Source organism: Micromonospora sp. NBC_00421, from assembly GCF_036017915.1.
Classification (GTDB): Bacteria; Actinomycetota; Actinomycetes; order Mycobacteriales; family Micromonosporaceae; genus Micromonospora.
The window spans coordinates 3,133,105-3,148,561 of the sequence record NZ_CP107929.1; the positions used below are offsets into that span (position 1 = coordinate 3,133,105).

The window sequence follows — 15,457 nt, forward strand, 5'->3', positions numbered from 1 at the left end:
GACCGCCTCACGCGGCGAGATCCCGAAGAACCCCGGGTCGAAGTCCGCCGCCCCGGCCAGGAAACCGCCGTGCCTGGTGTACGAGGTGCCACTGCGGTCCGGGTCCGGATCGAACAACGACCCCAGGTCCCAGCCCCGGTCGGCCGGGAACTCGGAGATGCCCTCCCCGCCGCTGGCCAGCAGTGCCCAGAGCTGGTCCGGGCTGTCGACCCCGCCCGGGTAGCGGCAGGCCATCCCCACGATGGCGATCGGCTCGTCGGCGTCGACGGCCCGCACCGTCGACCGCCGGGCGGTGATCTGGCCGGAGACCTGCTCGTAAAGGTGCTCGGCGAGCGCGGCCGGGGTCGGGTGGTCGAAGACCAGCGTCGAGGCCAGCCGCAACCCGGTCGCCGCGTTGACCCGGTTACGCAGGTCCACCGCCGTCAACGAATCGAAACCCAACTCCCGGAACGCCCGATCCGCCGGCACCGCCTCCACCCCACCGTGCCCGAGCACCTGCGCCACCAGACCCCGCACCAGCAGCGCGACCTGTGCACGGCCCTCGTCCGGGGTCAGGCCGGCCAGCCGGTCGGCCCAGTCGCCGCCCTGGCCGACCTGCCGACGGGCGACCGTCGCACCGACCAGGGCGCGCAGCACCGCCGGCACCTGGCCGCCGGCACCGAGGGCGGCCCGCATCGCCGGTACGTCGAGCACCGCAGGCACGAGCGCCGGCTGGCCCGCGCCCAGGGCGGCGTCGAGCAGTTCCAGTCCGGTCCGCGCGCTCATCGGGGTGACACCCGCACGCGCCGAACGGTTGCGGTCGGCCTCGGACACCGAAGCCGCCATACCCGGGGTGTCCCACATCCCCCACGCCAGACTGACCGCCGGCAGACCCACCTGCCGACGCTGCACGGCAAGCGCGTCCAGGAACGCGTTGCCCGCCGCGTACGACGCCTGACCCGGGGAACCGAGGACCCCCGCCATCGACGAGAACAGCACGAACAGGTCCAGGTCCAGCCCTGTCGTCGCCTCGTGCAACAGCCAACCGGCCGACACCTTCGGCGCCAGCACATCCGCCAGCCGTTCCGCGGTGATCGACGAGACCACACCGTCGTCGAGCACACCGGCGGTGTGCACCACACCGGCCAGCCGACCGGGAACACCGGCCACCAGCCCTGCCACCTGCTCCCGGTCCGTGACGTCACAGGCCACCACCCGGACTGCGGCACCCAGGCCGGACAACCGCTCCACCAGCACGTCCGCACCCGCAGCTGCCGGACCCTGCCGCGACACCAGCAGCAACGACCGCACGCCGTGCGCGGTGACCAGATGCTCGGCCACCAGGGCGCCGAGCGCCCCGGTACCGCCGGTGACCAGCACGGTGCCCTCACCGACAACCGGCGTGCCCCCCGCCGACGCCCGCACCAGACGCGGCACAAACACGCCGCTCTCGCGGACGGCGAGCTGACCGCCAGTCGGGGCCGGGTCGGCGGCGACCCGGGTCAGCAGGGCGAGGGCGCCCGCGTCCAGGTCGTCGACGTCGGCCAGGACGACGCGGCCCGGGTGCTCTGTCTGGGCCGAGCGCAGCAGGCCCCACGCGGCGGCGCCCGCCAGGTCGGTCACCGGTTCTCCGTCCCGGGTGGCCACGGCCCTCCGGGTCACGACGACGAGCTTCGTGTCGGCGAGCGCGCCGGCCGCCAGCCAGGTCTGTACGGCGGCCAGCACGTCGGCGGTGACCGCGCGGACGGTGTCCGGGACGGACGCCCCGGGGCCCGCGGCGGAGAGCGGCAGCAGCAGCGCGCGCGGCACCTCGGTCCGCCCCGCGTCGACCGCCTCGACAAGCGCCTCGACGGTCGGGAACGCCGGGAGGTCCAGGCCGCCGACCGGCAGGCCTCCGGAGAGCAGCACCCAACCGGAGGTTTCGTCGGCCGGGGTGACCTCCTCGGGCTGCCACGCGAGCGCGAACAGCGACCGGGCCGCCGCGCCGGAGGCCGGCAGACCGGTCATCTCACGCAGGACGAGGGAGTCCACGGACACCACCGGCGCACCCGACCCGTCGGAAGCGACCAACCGCACCGCACTACCCACCCGGGTCAACCGCACCCGCAGAACCCCCGCCCCGGCAGCGTGCACCTGCACACCCCCGAACACGAACGGCACCCGCGGACCACCGGCCCCCTCCACCAGCAACAACCCGACCGGATGCAACGCGGCATCCAGCAACGCCGGATGCACACCGAACCGGACAGCCTCCCCCACCACCTCATCCGGCAACGCGACCTCGGCAAACACCTCACCATCACCGACCCACACCCGCCGCAACCCCTGAAACACCGACCCATACCCCAGGCCATGCCCGGCAAGCGTCTCGTACCAACCCGCCAGATCCACCTCGGACACCCCGACCGGCGGCCACACACCCACCGTCGGCTCGTCCGGCACAGACGTCTCGAGCACGCCGTCGGCGTGCCGCACCCAGTCGGCCTCCGGGTCGCCCTCCGACTGGGTGTGGACGGCCACCGCCCGGCTGCCGGTCTCGTCGGCGGGACCGACGCGCACCTGCACACGCACCCCGCCGGTCTCGGGCAGCACCACCGGCGCGGCGATGGTCAGCTCCCGTACCCGGGACGCGCCCACCTCGTCGCCGGCCCGGACGGCCAGCTCGACGAGGGCGGTGCCGGGCACGATGACCGCGCCGGCGACGACGTGGTCGGCGAGCCAGGGGTGGGTGGCGACGGACAGCCTGCCGGTCAGGACGACCATGTCCTCCCCTGCGACGGTGACCGCCGCGCCGAGCATCGGGTGCCCGGCGGCCCCGAGTCCGGCTCCGGTGACGTCGCCCGCGCGGGCCCGGCCCACGCCGAGCCAGTAGCGCTCGTGCTGGAACGCGTAGGTCGGCAGGTCGACCCGCTGCGGGTCCGTTCCGGCGTACCACTGGGTCCAGGTGACGGGGACACCGGTGACGTGCAGCTCGGCCAGGGCGTGCAGCAGGGCCTGCCCGGCGGACCGCTCCCGCCGCTGCGCGGCGACCACCAGGGCGTCGTCGGCGAGCAGGTCGGCGTTCAGGGCGGTGAGGACGCTCTGCGGGCCGATTTCCAGGTAGGTGCCGGCACCGGCGTCCCGGAGGGCGGCGACGCCGTCGGCGTACCGGACGGCCGCACGGACGTGCCGCACCCAGTAGTCGGCGTGGGTCAGCTCCTGCGGGTCGGCGAGCGCGCCGGTCAGGTTCGACACGACGGGCACCAGCGGCGCCCGGAACGTCAGGCCGGCGAGGACGGCCCGGAAGTCGGCGAGCATCGGCTCCATCAGCGGGCTGTGGAACGCGTGGCTGACCCGCAGACGACGGGTCCGCACGCCCCGGCCCTGCCAGGCGGCCTCCACCGCGTCGAGCACGTCGACGGCCCCCGAGACGACGACGGCGTTCGGCCCGTTGACGGCAGCGATGCCGAGCCGGTCGGTCAGGCCGTCCAGGGAGGCGAGCACCTCCGCCTCCGACGCGGCCACGGCCAGCATCCCGCCGCCCGTCGGAAGGGCCTGCATCAGCCTGCCCCGGGCGGCGACCAGCGCGCACGAGTCGGCCAGGGACAGCACCCCGGCCACGTGGGCGGCGGTGACCTCGCCGATGGAGTGCCCGCCGACGAAGTCGGGCACCACACCGAACGACTCGACCAGCCGGAACAGCGCCACCTCGACCGCGAACAGCCCGGCCTGGGTGAAGACGGTCTGGTCCAGCAGCTCCGCCTCGGGCGAGCCCTCGGCAGCGAACAGCACGTCACGGAGCGGCTGCGGCAGCAGCCCGTCCAGATGCCCGCACACCTCGTCGAGCGCCGAGGCGAACACCGGGAACCCGTCGTACAACTCCCGACCCATGCCGGCGCGCTGCGCGCCCTGGCCGGAGAAGAGGACGGCGAGCCGGCCGCGCGCCGGCCCCGTACCGGCGACGACCCCGACGGCGGGCGAGCCGGCGGCGAGCGCCCGCAGCCCGGCGAGCAGTTCGCCCCGGTCGGCGGCGGCGACCACGGCGCGGTGTTCGAGGACGGCGCGGCTGACCACTGACGACCAGCCGACGTCCACCGGGAGCCGGGTTTCGTCGGCGGCGAGCCGGCGGGCCCAGCGGTCGGCCTGCGCGGCGAGCGCGGCGTCGGAGCGGGCGGAGAGCAGCACCGGGGCGGGCCGGGCCCGGCCCGGCGTCGTCCCGGCCGGGACCGGCCGGGTGTCGGCGGGCGGCTGCTCGATGACGACGTGGGCATTGGTGCCGCTGACCCCGAACGAGGACACGGCGGCCCGACGCGGCCGGCCGGTCTGCGGCCACTGCCGCGCCTCGGTGAGCAGTTCGACCGAGCCCCCGGTCCAGTCGATGTGCGGGGAGGGCTCGTCGACGTGCAGGGTGGAGGGCAGGACGCCGTACCGCATCGCCATGATCATCTTGATGATGCCGGCCACCCCGGCCGCCGCCTGGGTGTGCCCGATGTTCGACTTGATCGAGCCGAGCCAGAGCGGCTCCCGGCCCTCCCGCTCCTGCCCGTACGTGGCAAGCAGCGCCTGCGCCTCGATCGGGTCACCGAGCGTGGTGCCGGTGCCGTGCGCCTCGACGGCGTCCACGTCCGCCGTGGACAGGCGGGCGTTCGCCAGGGCCTGCCGGATCACCCGTTGCTGCGACGGGCCGTGAGGCGCGGTCAGCCCGTTCGACGCGCCGTCCTGGTTGACAGCCGTTCCCCGCACCACGGCGAGGACGGTCCGGCCGTCCCGCCGGGCGTCGGAGAGCCGCTGCACCAGCAGCATGCCCACGCCCTCCGACCAGCCGGTGCCGTCGGCCGACGCGGCGAACGACTTGCACCGCCCGTCGGCGGCGAGCCCACGCTGGCGGGAGAACTCGACGAACGTGCCCGGCGTGGCCATCACCGTCACGCCGCCGGCCAGGGCAAGGTCGCACTCCCCCGACCGCAGCGCCTGCACGGCGAGGTGGAGCGCGACAAGCGACGACGAGCACGCCGTGTCCACGGTGACCGCCGGCCCCTCCAGGCCGAACGTGTACGCCACCCGGCCCGAGACGACGCTGCCGGAGTTGCCGGTGCCGATGTAGCCCTCCAGACCCTCGGGCAGCTCCTGCACCTGGGAGGCGTAGTCGTGGTACATCAGGCCGGCGAACACGCCCGTGCGGCTGCCCCGCACCCGCGCCGGGTCGATGCCGGCGGACTCGAACGTCTCCCAGGACGCCTCCAGCAGCAGCCGCTGCTGCGGGTCCATCGCGACCGCCTCGCGCGGCGAGATCCCGAAGAACCCCGGGTCGAACTCGGCCGCCCCGGCCAGGAAGCCACCGTGCCGCGCGTACGAGGTGCCGGCGTGGTCGGGGTCCGGGTGGAAGAGGGCGTCGAGGTCCCAGCCCCGGTCGGTGGGGAACTCGCCGATGCCGTCGCCGCCGGCGGTCAGCAGCTCCCAGAGCTGCTCGGGACTCTCCACCCCGCCGGGGTAGCGGCAGGCCATGCCGACGATGACGACCGGCTCGTCCACGCCGGTGGCGGCCACCGCGTCGGGGCGGGCCGCGATCTCGCCGGTGATCTGCTCGTGTACGTACGCCGCGAGGGCGGCGGGCGTCGGGTGGTCGAAGACCAGCGTCGAGGCCAGCCGCAGGCCGGTCGCCGCGTTGACCCGGTTACGCAGGTCCACCGCCGTCAACGAGTCGAAGCCCAGCTCCCGGAACGCCCGGTCCGCCGGCACCGCCTCCGCGCCGGCATGCCCCAGCACCTGCGCCACCAGGCCCCGCACGAGGGTGTCGACCTGGGCTCGGGCCTCGTCGGGGGCGAGCGCCGCGAGCCGCTGCGCCCAGCCGTCGGCCGCGCCACCGCCGGCCTGCCGCCGAACGGTGGCCGTGCCGACGAGGGCGCGCAGCATCGGCGGTACGCCGGCGGCGCTGGCCGCCGCCCGCATGGCCGGCAGGTCCACCACGGCCGGGACGAGGGCGGCGTCGGCGGCGGCGACCGCCGCGTCGAACAGCGCCATGCCGACCGGGGCGGTGATCAGACCGAGACCGGAGCGGGACACCCGGGACCGGTCGGTCGCGCTGAGCCCTGCGGCCATGCCGTCGGTGTCCCACATTCCCCAGGCCAGGGAGTGGGCGGGCAGCCCACTGTCGCGCCGGTGGGCGGCGAGGGCGTCGAGGAACGCGTTCGCCGCCGCGTACGCGCCCTGGCCCGGCGAGCCGAGCACCCCGGCGATCGAGGAGAACACGACGAACAGGTCGAGGTCGAGGTGGGCGGTGGCCTCGTGCAGCCACCAGCCGGCGTCGACCTTCGGGGCGAGCACCCGGGCCAGCCGGTCCGGGTCGATGCCGGTGACGACGGCGTCGTCGAGGACACCAGCGGTGTGCACCACCCCGGCGAGGCGCTCGCCGTCGGTGAGTCGGCCGACGAGCGACCGCACGGCGTCGACGTCGGTGACGTCGCAGGCGAGCACCCGGACGCGGGCGCCGAGGCCGGTCAGCTCGTCGGCCAGCTCGGCCGCACCGTCGGCATCGGGACCACGCCGGCTCACCAGGGCGAGTGAGTCCACGCCCCACTCGGTGACGAGGTGCCGGGCGAGCAGGCCGCCGAGCGCACCGGTGCCACCGGTGACGAGGACGGTGCCGCCGCGCAGACGCGGGTCGTCGACAGGTGGGGCGTCGGCGCGTACCAGCCGGGGGGTGAAAGCCACGTTCCCGCGGACCGCGAGCTGCGCAGTGGCCGGGTCGTCGGCGGCGGCCGCGAGCAGCGCGACGGCGGGTTCGTCGAGGTCCCGGTCGAGATCGGCCAGGACGATCCGGCCGGGGTGCTCGGACTGGGCGGAGCGGACGAGGCCCCACACGGCCGCGCCGACCAGGTCTCCGGGCGGGCCCGCGTCGCCGGGCCGCACCGCGTCGCGGGTGACCACGACGAGCCGGGCGTCGGCGTCGGCGGTCAGCCACCCCTGCAGCTCGGTGAGCACGGCGGCGGTGGCCGAGCGGACGGCGGCCGGCACAGCCTCCGCCGCCAGGCCGGCCGGCGTCGCGGGCACGGACAGCAGCACCAGCGGGGGTACGTCGCCGGCGGCGACCAGCTCGGCGACGCCCCGGTACGCGGGCGCGTCGGGCAGGGTCGGCACGGAGGCGCCGAGCAACGCCCGTGCGACGGTCGACGGGGCGGGGACGAGCCGCTCGGCCTGCCAGGCGACCCGGAACAGCGACCGGGCGGCCAGGGTGGCCGCCGACGGGTCGATGCTTGTCAACTCGCGCAGCACGAGGGAGTCGACGGACACGACAGGCCGGTCGGTGTCGTCCACGGCGAGCATCCGCACCGCCGCGCCGGCCCGGGTCAGCCGGACCCGAAGGGTGTCCGCGCCGACGGCGTGGACCTGGACGCCCTCGAAGGCGAAGGGCGCCTTCGGGCCGGTGGTGCCGTCGCCGGGCAGCAGGGCGGTGGGGTGCAGGGCGGCGTCCAGCAGGGCGGGGTGCACGCCGAAGCCGGCGACCCCGTCGGGCGCGGCCACGGGCAGGGCCACCTCGGCGTAGACGGTGTCGTCGCCGGCCGTCCACGCCCGCCGCAGGCCCTGGAACGCCGGCCCGTACGTCATTCCGTGGCCGGCGAGGGCGTCGTACCAGCCGTCGAGGTCGACCTCGACGGCGTGCGCCGGGGGCCACGTGCCGAGGCCGACGTCCTCGGTCGGGTCGACCGCGGTGAGCACGCCCTCGGCGTGCCGCACCCACTCACCGTCCGGGTCGTGGTCGGGCTGGGAGTGCACAGCGACGGCCCGCCAGCCCGCGCCGTCGCGCGGGCCGACCCGGACCTGCACCCGCACCCCGCCCTGAGCGGGTAGCACGAGCGGGGCGGCGATGGTCAGTTCCCGTACCCGGCAGGGGCCGAACTCGTCACCGGCCCGCAGCGCCAGCTCCACGAGCGCGGTGCCGGGGACGATCACCGCGTCGGCGACCACGTGGTCGGCCAGCCACGGCTGGGCCGACACCGACAGCCGGCCGGTGAGCACGGCGGCGTCCTCGCCGGCCAGCCGGACGGCGGCGGCGAGCAGCGGGTGGCGGGCGGCGCCGAGGCCGGCGACGGAGACGTCCGAGGCGCGGCCGGCGGGACGCAGCCAGTACCGCTCCTCGGCGAAGGCGTACGTGGGCAGGTCGACCCGGGTGGCGGCGGCACCGAAGACCGGGGCCCAGTCGACGGTGCCACCGGCGGCGAAGAGTTCCGCCAGGCCGGTGAGCAGGGCGCGCGGCTCGGGGCGGTCCCGGCGCTGGGTCGGCACCGCCACCACGGCTTCGCCGTCCCCGCCGAGGGCCTCCCGTACCAGCGCGGTGAGGACCGGGCCGGGCCCGACCTCGACGAACGTGTCGACGCCGGCGGCCCGCAGGGCCGCGATCCCGTCAGCGAACCGGACCGCCTCCCGGACGTGCCGCACCCAGTAGTCGACACCGGCCAACTCCTGCGGGTCAGCCAGCGCCCCGGTCAGATTCGACACCACAGGCACCAACGGCGTCGAGAACACCAACCCGTCCAGCACCGCCCGGAACTCCGCCAACATCGGCTCCATCAACGGACTGTGGAACGCGTGGCTCACCGTCAACCGACGCGTCCGCACACCCCGACCCCGCCAAACCCGCTCCACCTCGTCCAAAGCCGCCAGCTCACCGGACACCACCACCGACGACGGCCCATTCACCGCCGCCACACCCACCCGACCCACCACACCATCCACAGTCGGCAACACGTCCACCTCGGACGCCGCCACCGCCAACATCCCGCCACCCGCCGGCAACGCCTGCATCAACCGACCCCGCGCCGCGACCAGCGTGCACGCGTGCTCCAGCGACAACACCCCCGCCACATACACGGCCGTGATCTCCCCGACCGAATGACCACCCACGAAGTCCGGCACCACACCGAACGACTCCACCAGACGGAACAACGCCACCTCGACCGCGAACAACCCCGCCTGCGTGAACACCGTCCGATCCAACAACCCCGCCCCAGCCGAACCCGCCTCGGCGAACAACACCGGCCTCAACGGCTGCGGCAACAGACCATCCAGGAACCCACACACCTCATCGAGAGCCGACGCGAACACCGGGAACGCCTCGTACAACTCCCGACCCATGCCGGCGCGCTGCGCACCCTGACCGGAGAAGAGCACCGCGAGCTGGCCACGGTCGGCGGCGCGGCCGGTCACGACGGCGTCGGTGGGCTCGCCGACGGCGAGGGCGCGCAGCCCTGCGGTCAGCTCGTCGTGGTCGGCGGCGAGCAGCACGGCCCGGTGCTCCAACGCCGCGCGGGCGGTCGCCGACGTCCAGCCGACGTCGACCAGCCGGGGCCGGTCGGCGGCGGCGAACCGGTCGGCCCAGCGGTGGGCCTGCCGGGCGAGCCCGTCGCCGCGAGCGGAGAGCAGCACCGGCACGAGCGGCGGCGGGGCGGACTCGACCACCTCGCCGTCGACGACCTCGGCCGGCGGCTCCTCGACGATGACATGCGCGTTGGTGCCGCTGACCCCGAACGAGGAGACGGCGGCGCGGCGCGGCCGGCCGGTCTCCGGCCAGGGACGGGCCTCGGTGAGCAGCTCGACCGCACCGGCCGACCAGTCGACGTGCGGGGTGGGCTCGTCGACGTGCAGGGTGCGGGGCAGGACGCCGTGCCGCAGCGCCTGGACCATCTTGATCACGCCGGCGACGCCGGCGGCGGCCTGGGTGTGGCCGATGTTCGACTTGATCGAGCCGAGCCAGAGCGGCTCCCGACCGTCCCGGTCCTGCCCGTACGTGGCGAGCAGCGCCTGCGCCTCGATCGGGTCGCCCAGGATGGTGGCGGTGCCGTGCGCCTCGACGGCGTCCACGTCGGCGGCGGTGAGGCCGGCGTTGGCCAGGGCGGCCCGGATCACCCGCTGCTGCGACGGCCCGTTCGGTGCGGTCAGCCCGTTGGACGCGCCGTCCTGGTTGACCGCGCTGCCCCGGACGACGGCGAGGATCCGGTGGCCGTTGCGCCGCGCGTCGGAGAGCCGCTCGACCAGCAGCACGCCGACGCCCTCGCCCCAACCGGTGCCGTCGGCGGCGGCGGCGAAGGAGCGGCAACGACCGTCGGCGGCGAGCCCGCCCTGCCTGGTGAACTCGACGAACGCGCCCGGAGTGACCATGAGGTTCACGCCGCCGGTGATCGCCAGCCCGCACTCGCCCTGCCGCAGCGACTGCACCGCCAGGTGCAGCGCGACCAGCGACGACGAGCAGGCGGTGTCCACTGTGACGGCCGGCCCCTCCAGACCGAACGTGTAGGCGACCCGCCCCGAGATGACGCTGTGCGCGCCGCCGGTGAGCCGGTAGCCGTCCAGGTCGGGGGTCTCGTCGCCGGTGCCGTAACCGGACGGGGACGCGCCGACGAAGACGCCGGTGGAGGTGCCGTGCAGGGCGTCGGACGTGACGCCGGCCTGCTCGAACGCCTCCCAGGTGGCTTCCAGCAGCAGCCGCTGCTGCGGGTCCATGGCCAGCGCCTCACGCGGCGAGATGCCGAAGAAGACCGGGTCGAATTCGCCTGCCCGGTCGATGAACCCGCCGTGCCGGGTGGACGAGCGGCCGGACGCCCCGGGGTCGGCCGCAAGCAGCCGGTCGATATCCCAGTACCGGTCGGTGCGGAACTCGGTGATCCCGTCGCGGCCCTGCGCGACCAGGTCCCACAGCCCGTCGGGGTCGCTGACCCCACCCGGGTAGCGGCAGCTCATCCCGACGATGGCGATCGGCTCGTCGGTGCGGGCGGCACCGGCGGCGGTGGCGGGCGTCCCGGTGGGGGCGGCCCCGGCGTCGTCCAGGCGCAGCAGGGACGCCAGGTGCCCGGCCAGGGTCGCCGGGTTGGGGTAGTCGAAGACCAGGGTGGTGGGCAGGGCCAGCCCGGTCGCGCCGGTGAGCTGGTTGCGCAGCTCGACGGCGGTCAGCGAGTCGAAACCCAGCTCCTGGAACGCCCGCCTGGGCCGCACGGCGTCGGTGCCGGCGTGGCCGAGCACGGCGGCGGCGTGGTCGCGGACCAGGTCGGTGAGCTGGCGGTCCCGTTCGGCGCGGGGCAGGGCGAGCAGCCGCTGACGCAGCTCACCGGCGGAGTCGGCGACCTCGTCGGCGGGGCGGGGGGACAGGGCGTCGCGCGCCTCGGGGATGTCGGCGAGCAGCGGCCGGGGCCGGGCGGACGCGTACGCGGGGGCGAAGTGCGCCCAGTCGATGTCGGCGACGGTCAGGCAGGTCTCGCCGTGCTCGACGGCGCGGCGCAGGGCGAGCAGCGCGGCGGCCGGCTGCATCGGGTTGAGGCCGCGGCGGCTGAGCAACCGCTGGGCCTCCTCGGTGGTGGCCATGCCGCCCTCGGCCCAGGCGCCCCAGGAGATCGAGGTGGCGGTGAGTCCCCGGGCGCGACGCTGCTCGGCGAGCGCGTCGAGGTACGCGTTCGCGGCCGCGTACGCGCCCTGCCCGCCGCTGCCCCACACCCCGGAGATCGAGGCGAACGTGACGTACGCGTCGAGCTGCCGGTCGCCGAGTAGCTCGTCGAGGTACCCGGCGCCGGCGGCCTTGCCGGCCATGACGTGGTCGAACACGTCGAGGTCGGTGTCGACAAGCGGGGTGAGCTGGGTGATGCCGGCGGCGTGCAGCACGGCGGTCAGCGGGGCTGCGTCGTCCAGCCCGGCGACCAGCGCGGCCACCTGGTCACGGTCGGCCATGTCGCAGGCCACGACGCTGACCCGTACGCCGGTGGCAGCCAGCTCGTCGGCCAGCTCGCGGGCGCCGGCGGCGTCGAGGCCACGGCGGCTGGTCAGCACCAGGTGCTCGGCGCCGTTGTCGGCGAGCCAGCGGGCCGCCTGCGCGCCGATGGCACCGGTGCCGCCGGTGACCAGCACGGTGCCGCGCGGTCGCCACGGGGTGACCTGTCCGGCGGCGCGGGCGGTGGTGCGGGTGAGCCGCCGCACGAAGGTGCCGGAGGGGCGGATGGCGAACTGGTCCTCGTCCCCGGCGTCGGCGAGGATGCGGGCGACCTCCGTCCAGGTGGCGGCGTCCGGCTCGGCGGGCAGGTCGACCAGGCCGCCCCAGGCGCGGGGGTGTTCCAGGCCGATGACCCGGGCCAGACCCCACAGCGCGTGCTGGGCGGCGCTGGCGACCGGCTCGGTGGGTCCGGTGCCGACGCCGCCCCGGGTGACGCACCACAGCGGCACAGTCAGGTCGGCGTCCTGCGTCGCCTGCACGAGGCGGGTGGTGGCGACCAGCCCGGTGGGGATGCCCGGGTGGCCGGGGTACTCCGCGTCGGCCAGGCCGAGCAGGGAAACCACGGCGGTCGGCGGCGTCTCGCGGTGCCCGGCCAGCCGCTCGGTCAGCTCCTGCCGGGTGACCTGGGCCGGGTCGACGGCCAACGTCCGCATGGTCACCCCGTCGGGAAGGGCGGCGGCGAGCAGGTCCAGCCAGCCGTCCACTGCCGCGTCGGTGGCGGGCCGCACCACGAGCAGATCGCCGGCAAGGGTGGCCCCGCCGGACGGGGTGGCGGGCTTCCACACCACCCGGTACGACCAGCCGTCCAGCACCGCCCGCTGGAGCCGGGCCCTGCGCCAGGACGACAGCACGGGCAACGCCGGAGCGAGCACCTCCGCGTCGGCGGCGCCGCCCTCGAGCTGGGCGGCCAGCGCCGCCACGTCGGAGCGTTCCACGGCCGACCAGAACTCGACGTCGACGACATCGGGGCTGACCGGCCCGGCGGCGGCGGGCATGGTCCGCTCGGGCCAGTAGCGCTGGCGCTGGAAGGCGTACGTGGGCAGGTCGGTGAGGATCGGCGCGGGGGCGAGGACCCGGCGGTGGTCCACCGGCAGCCCGTTCGCGTGGGCGGTGGCGAGGCTGGTGAGCAGCCGGAGCGCCGCATCCTCGCCGCGACGCAGGGTGGCCAGCGCCCGACCGGTGGTGCCGGTGTCGTCGAGGATCGCGGTCAGCGACATCGTCAGCACCGGGTGCGGCGAGACCTCGACGAAGTCCGTGTGCCCGGCGGCGATCGCGGTCCGCACGGCGGTGTCGAACAGCACCGGCAGGCGCAGGTTGTCGGCCCAGTAGTCGGCGTCCATCCGGGCACCGTCGCACCAGGTCCCGGTGACCGTGGAGACGATCCGGACGTCGCCCTCGCGCGGGGTGAGACCGGCCAGTTCGGTGCGTACCCGGTCGGCGACCGGTTGCACGGCCGGGGAGTGCGAGGCGTAGTCGACGGCCACGGGCCGGGCCCGGACGCCGTCGGCGACGCACGCCGCGACCAGGTCCGCGACGGCCTGCGGCGGCCCGGCGACCGCCGTGGTGCCGGGGCCGTTGACGACGGACACGGTGACGCCCTCGGGGAGGCGTGCCGTGACCTCGGCGGCCGGCAGGTCGATCGCGGCCATCGCCCCGGTGCCGGCGATGGCGGCCAGCGCCCGGAGCCGCAGCGCCAGGACCTTGACCGCGTCGGCCAGCGACAGCACCCCGGCCACGTGGGCGGCCACGATCTCACCCTGGGAGTGGCCGATCACGGCCCGGGGGGTCATCCCGGCGTGCCGCCACAGCCGGGCCAGGCCCACGCCGACGGCGAACAGGGCCGGCTGGGCGACCTCGGAGCGGGCCAGCCACGAGTCGTCGGTACCGGTCAGCACGGCGACCACGTCGATGTCGAGCCACCTGTCGAACTCGGCCTGGCACTCGGCGAGGGCCTCGTCGAAGACCGTGCAGGTGCCGATCAGCCCGACCGCCATCGCCACGTGCTGCGCGCCCTGACCCGGGAAGACCCAGACCGGGCCCTCGCCCGACTCACCTGCCACGCCGGTGACGACGGTGCCGGCCGGGGTGCCGGCGGCGAGGGCGTCCAGCCCGGCCAGGAGCTGCGCCGGGTCGACGGCCACCACGGCCGCCCGGTGCTCGAACGCGGACCGGGTGGTGGCCAGCGACCAGGCCAGTCGGGCCGGGTCGACGTCGTCGTGGGCGCGGACGTACCGGGCGAGCCGGGCGGCCTGCTCCCGCAGGGCGGGCGTGGAGCGGGCCGACAGCGACCAGACCGTGGCGGGGGTGGCGAGCAGGCCGGGCTGCTCCGGTACGGGAGCCGGGACGGGCTCGGCCTGTTCGAGGATGACGTGGGCGTTGGTGCCGCTGATGCCGAACGACGACACGGCCGCCCGGCGGGGCCGGTCCAGCTCCGGCCAGGGCCGGGCCTCGGTGAGCAGCTCGACCGCACCGGCCGACCAGTCGATGTGCGGGGACGGCTCGTCGACGTGCAGCGTGGCGGGCAGGACGCCGTGCCGGATGGCCATCACCATCTTGATGACGCCCGCGACACCGGCGGCCGACTGGCTGTGCCCCATGTTCGACTTGATCGAGCCGAGCCACAGCGGGTCGCCCCCACCGCGCTCCTGCCCGTACGTGGCGAGCAACGCCTGCGCCTCGATCGGGTCGCCGAGAGTGGTGCCGGTGCCGTGCGCCTCGACGGCGTCCACGTCGGCGGTGGTGAGCCGGGCGTTGCTCAGCGCCTGCCGGATCACCCGCTGCTGGGCGGGGCCGTTCGGGGCGGTGAGCCCGTTCGACGCACCGTCCTGGTTGATCGCGCTGCCCCGGATGACGGCGAGGATCCGGTGGCCGTTGCGCTGGGCGTCGGAGAGGCGCTCGACGAGCAGCAGGCCGACCCCCTCGGCCCAGCCGGTGCCGTCCGCGGCGGCGGCGAACGACTTGCACCGCCCGTCCGAGGCGAGTCCGCGCTGCCGGGAGAAGCCGACGAAGGGGCTGGGGGTGGCCATGACGCAGACGCCGCCGGCCAGGGCCAGGTCGAATTCGCCGGCCCGCAGCGCCTGGCAGGCCAGGTGCAGCGCGACCAGGGACGACGAGCAGGCGGTGTCGACGGTGACGGCCGGTCCCTCCAGACCCAGCGCGTACGCGATCCGCCCGGAGACGACGCTGGTGACGGTGCCGGTCAGCAGGTAGCCCTCGTCGGCGCCGTCCGCGCCGCCGTCCTGCCCGACGCCGTAGCCGTTGGCGGCGGTGCCGACGAACGCGCCGACCTTCTGACCCCGCACGGACGAGGGGGCGATGCCGGCCGACTCGAACGCCTCCCAGGACGTCTCCAGCAGCAGCCGCTGCTGCGGGTCCATCGCCAGCGCCTCGCGCGGGGAGATGCCGAAGAAGTCGGCGTCGAACTCCGCCGCGTCGTAGAGGAAGCCGCCCTGCCGGGTGCTGGAGCGGCCAGACTGCTCGCCGGTCGGGTCGTACAGGTTGTCCAGGTCCCAGCCCCGGCCGGTGGGGAAGCCGCCGATGGCGTCCCCACCGGAGGCCACCAGGTCCCACAGCTGGTCCGGGTCGGACACCCCGCCCGGGTAGCGGCAGGACATCGCGACGATCGCGATCGGCTCCCGGGCCGCCGCAGTCAGCTGCTGGTTGAGCTGCTTGAGCCGGCTGGTCTCCTTGAGCGAAGCCCGAAGCGCCTCGACGGCCTTATCTGCTGACGTGGACATCATGTACTCC

At 75.5% G+C, this 15,457-nt stretch carries 1 protein-coding gene (cut by a window edge); it reads right to left on the minus strand.

From position 1 onward, the window contains the following. On the minus strand, nucleotides 1-15,447 hold the 5' portion of the coding sequence (locus tag OHQ87_RS13120; protein ID WP_328348246.1) for a type I polyketide synthase. The gene continues 14,334 nt to the left of window position 1, outside the view; 15,447 of the gene's 29,781 nt are visible here — the first part of the coding sequence; the start codon lies at nucleotides 15,445-15,447; the stop codon falls past the left edge of the window. Between the last annotated feature and the right edge of the window lie 10 nt (nucleotides 15,448-15,457).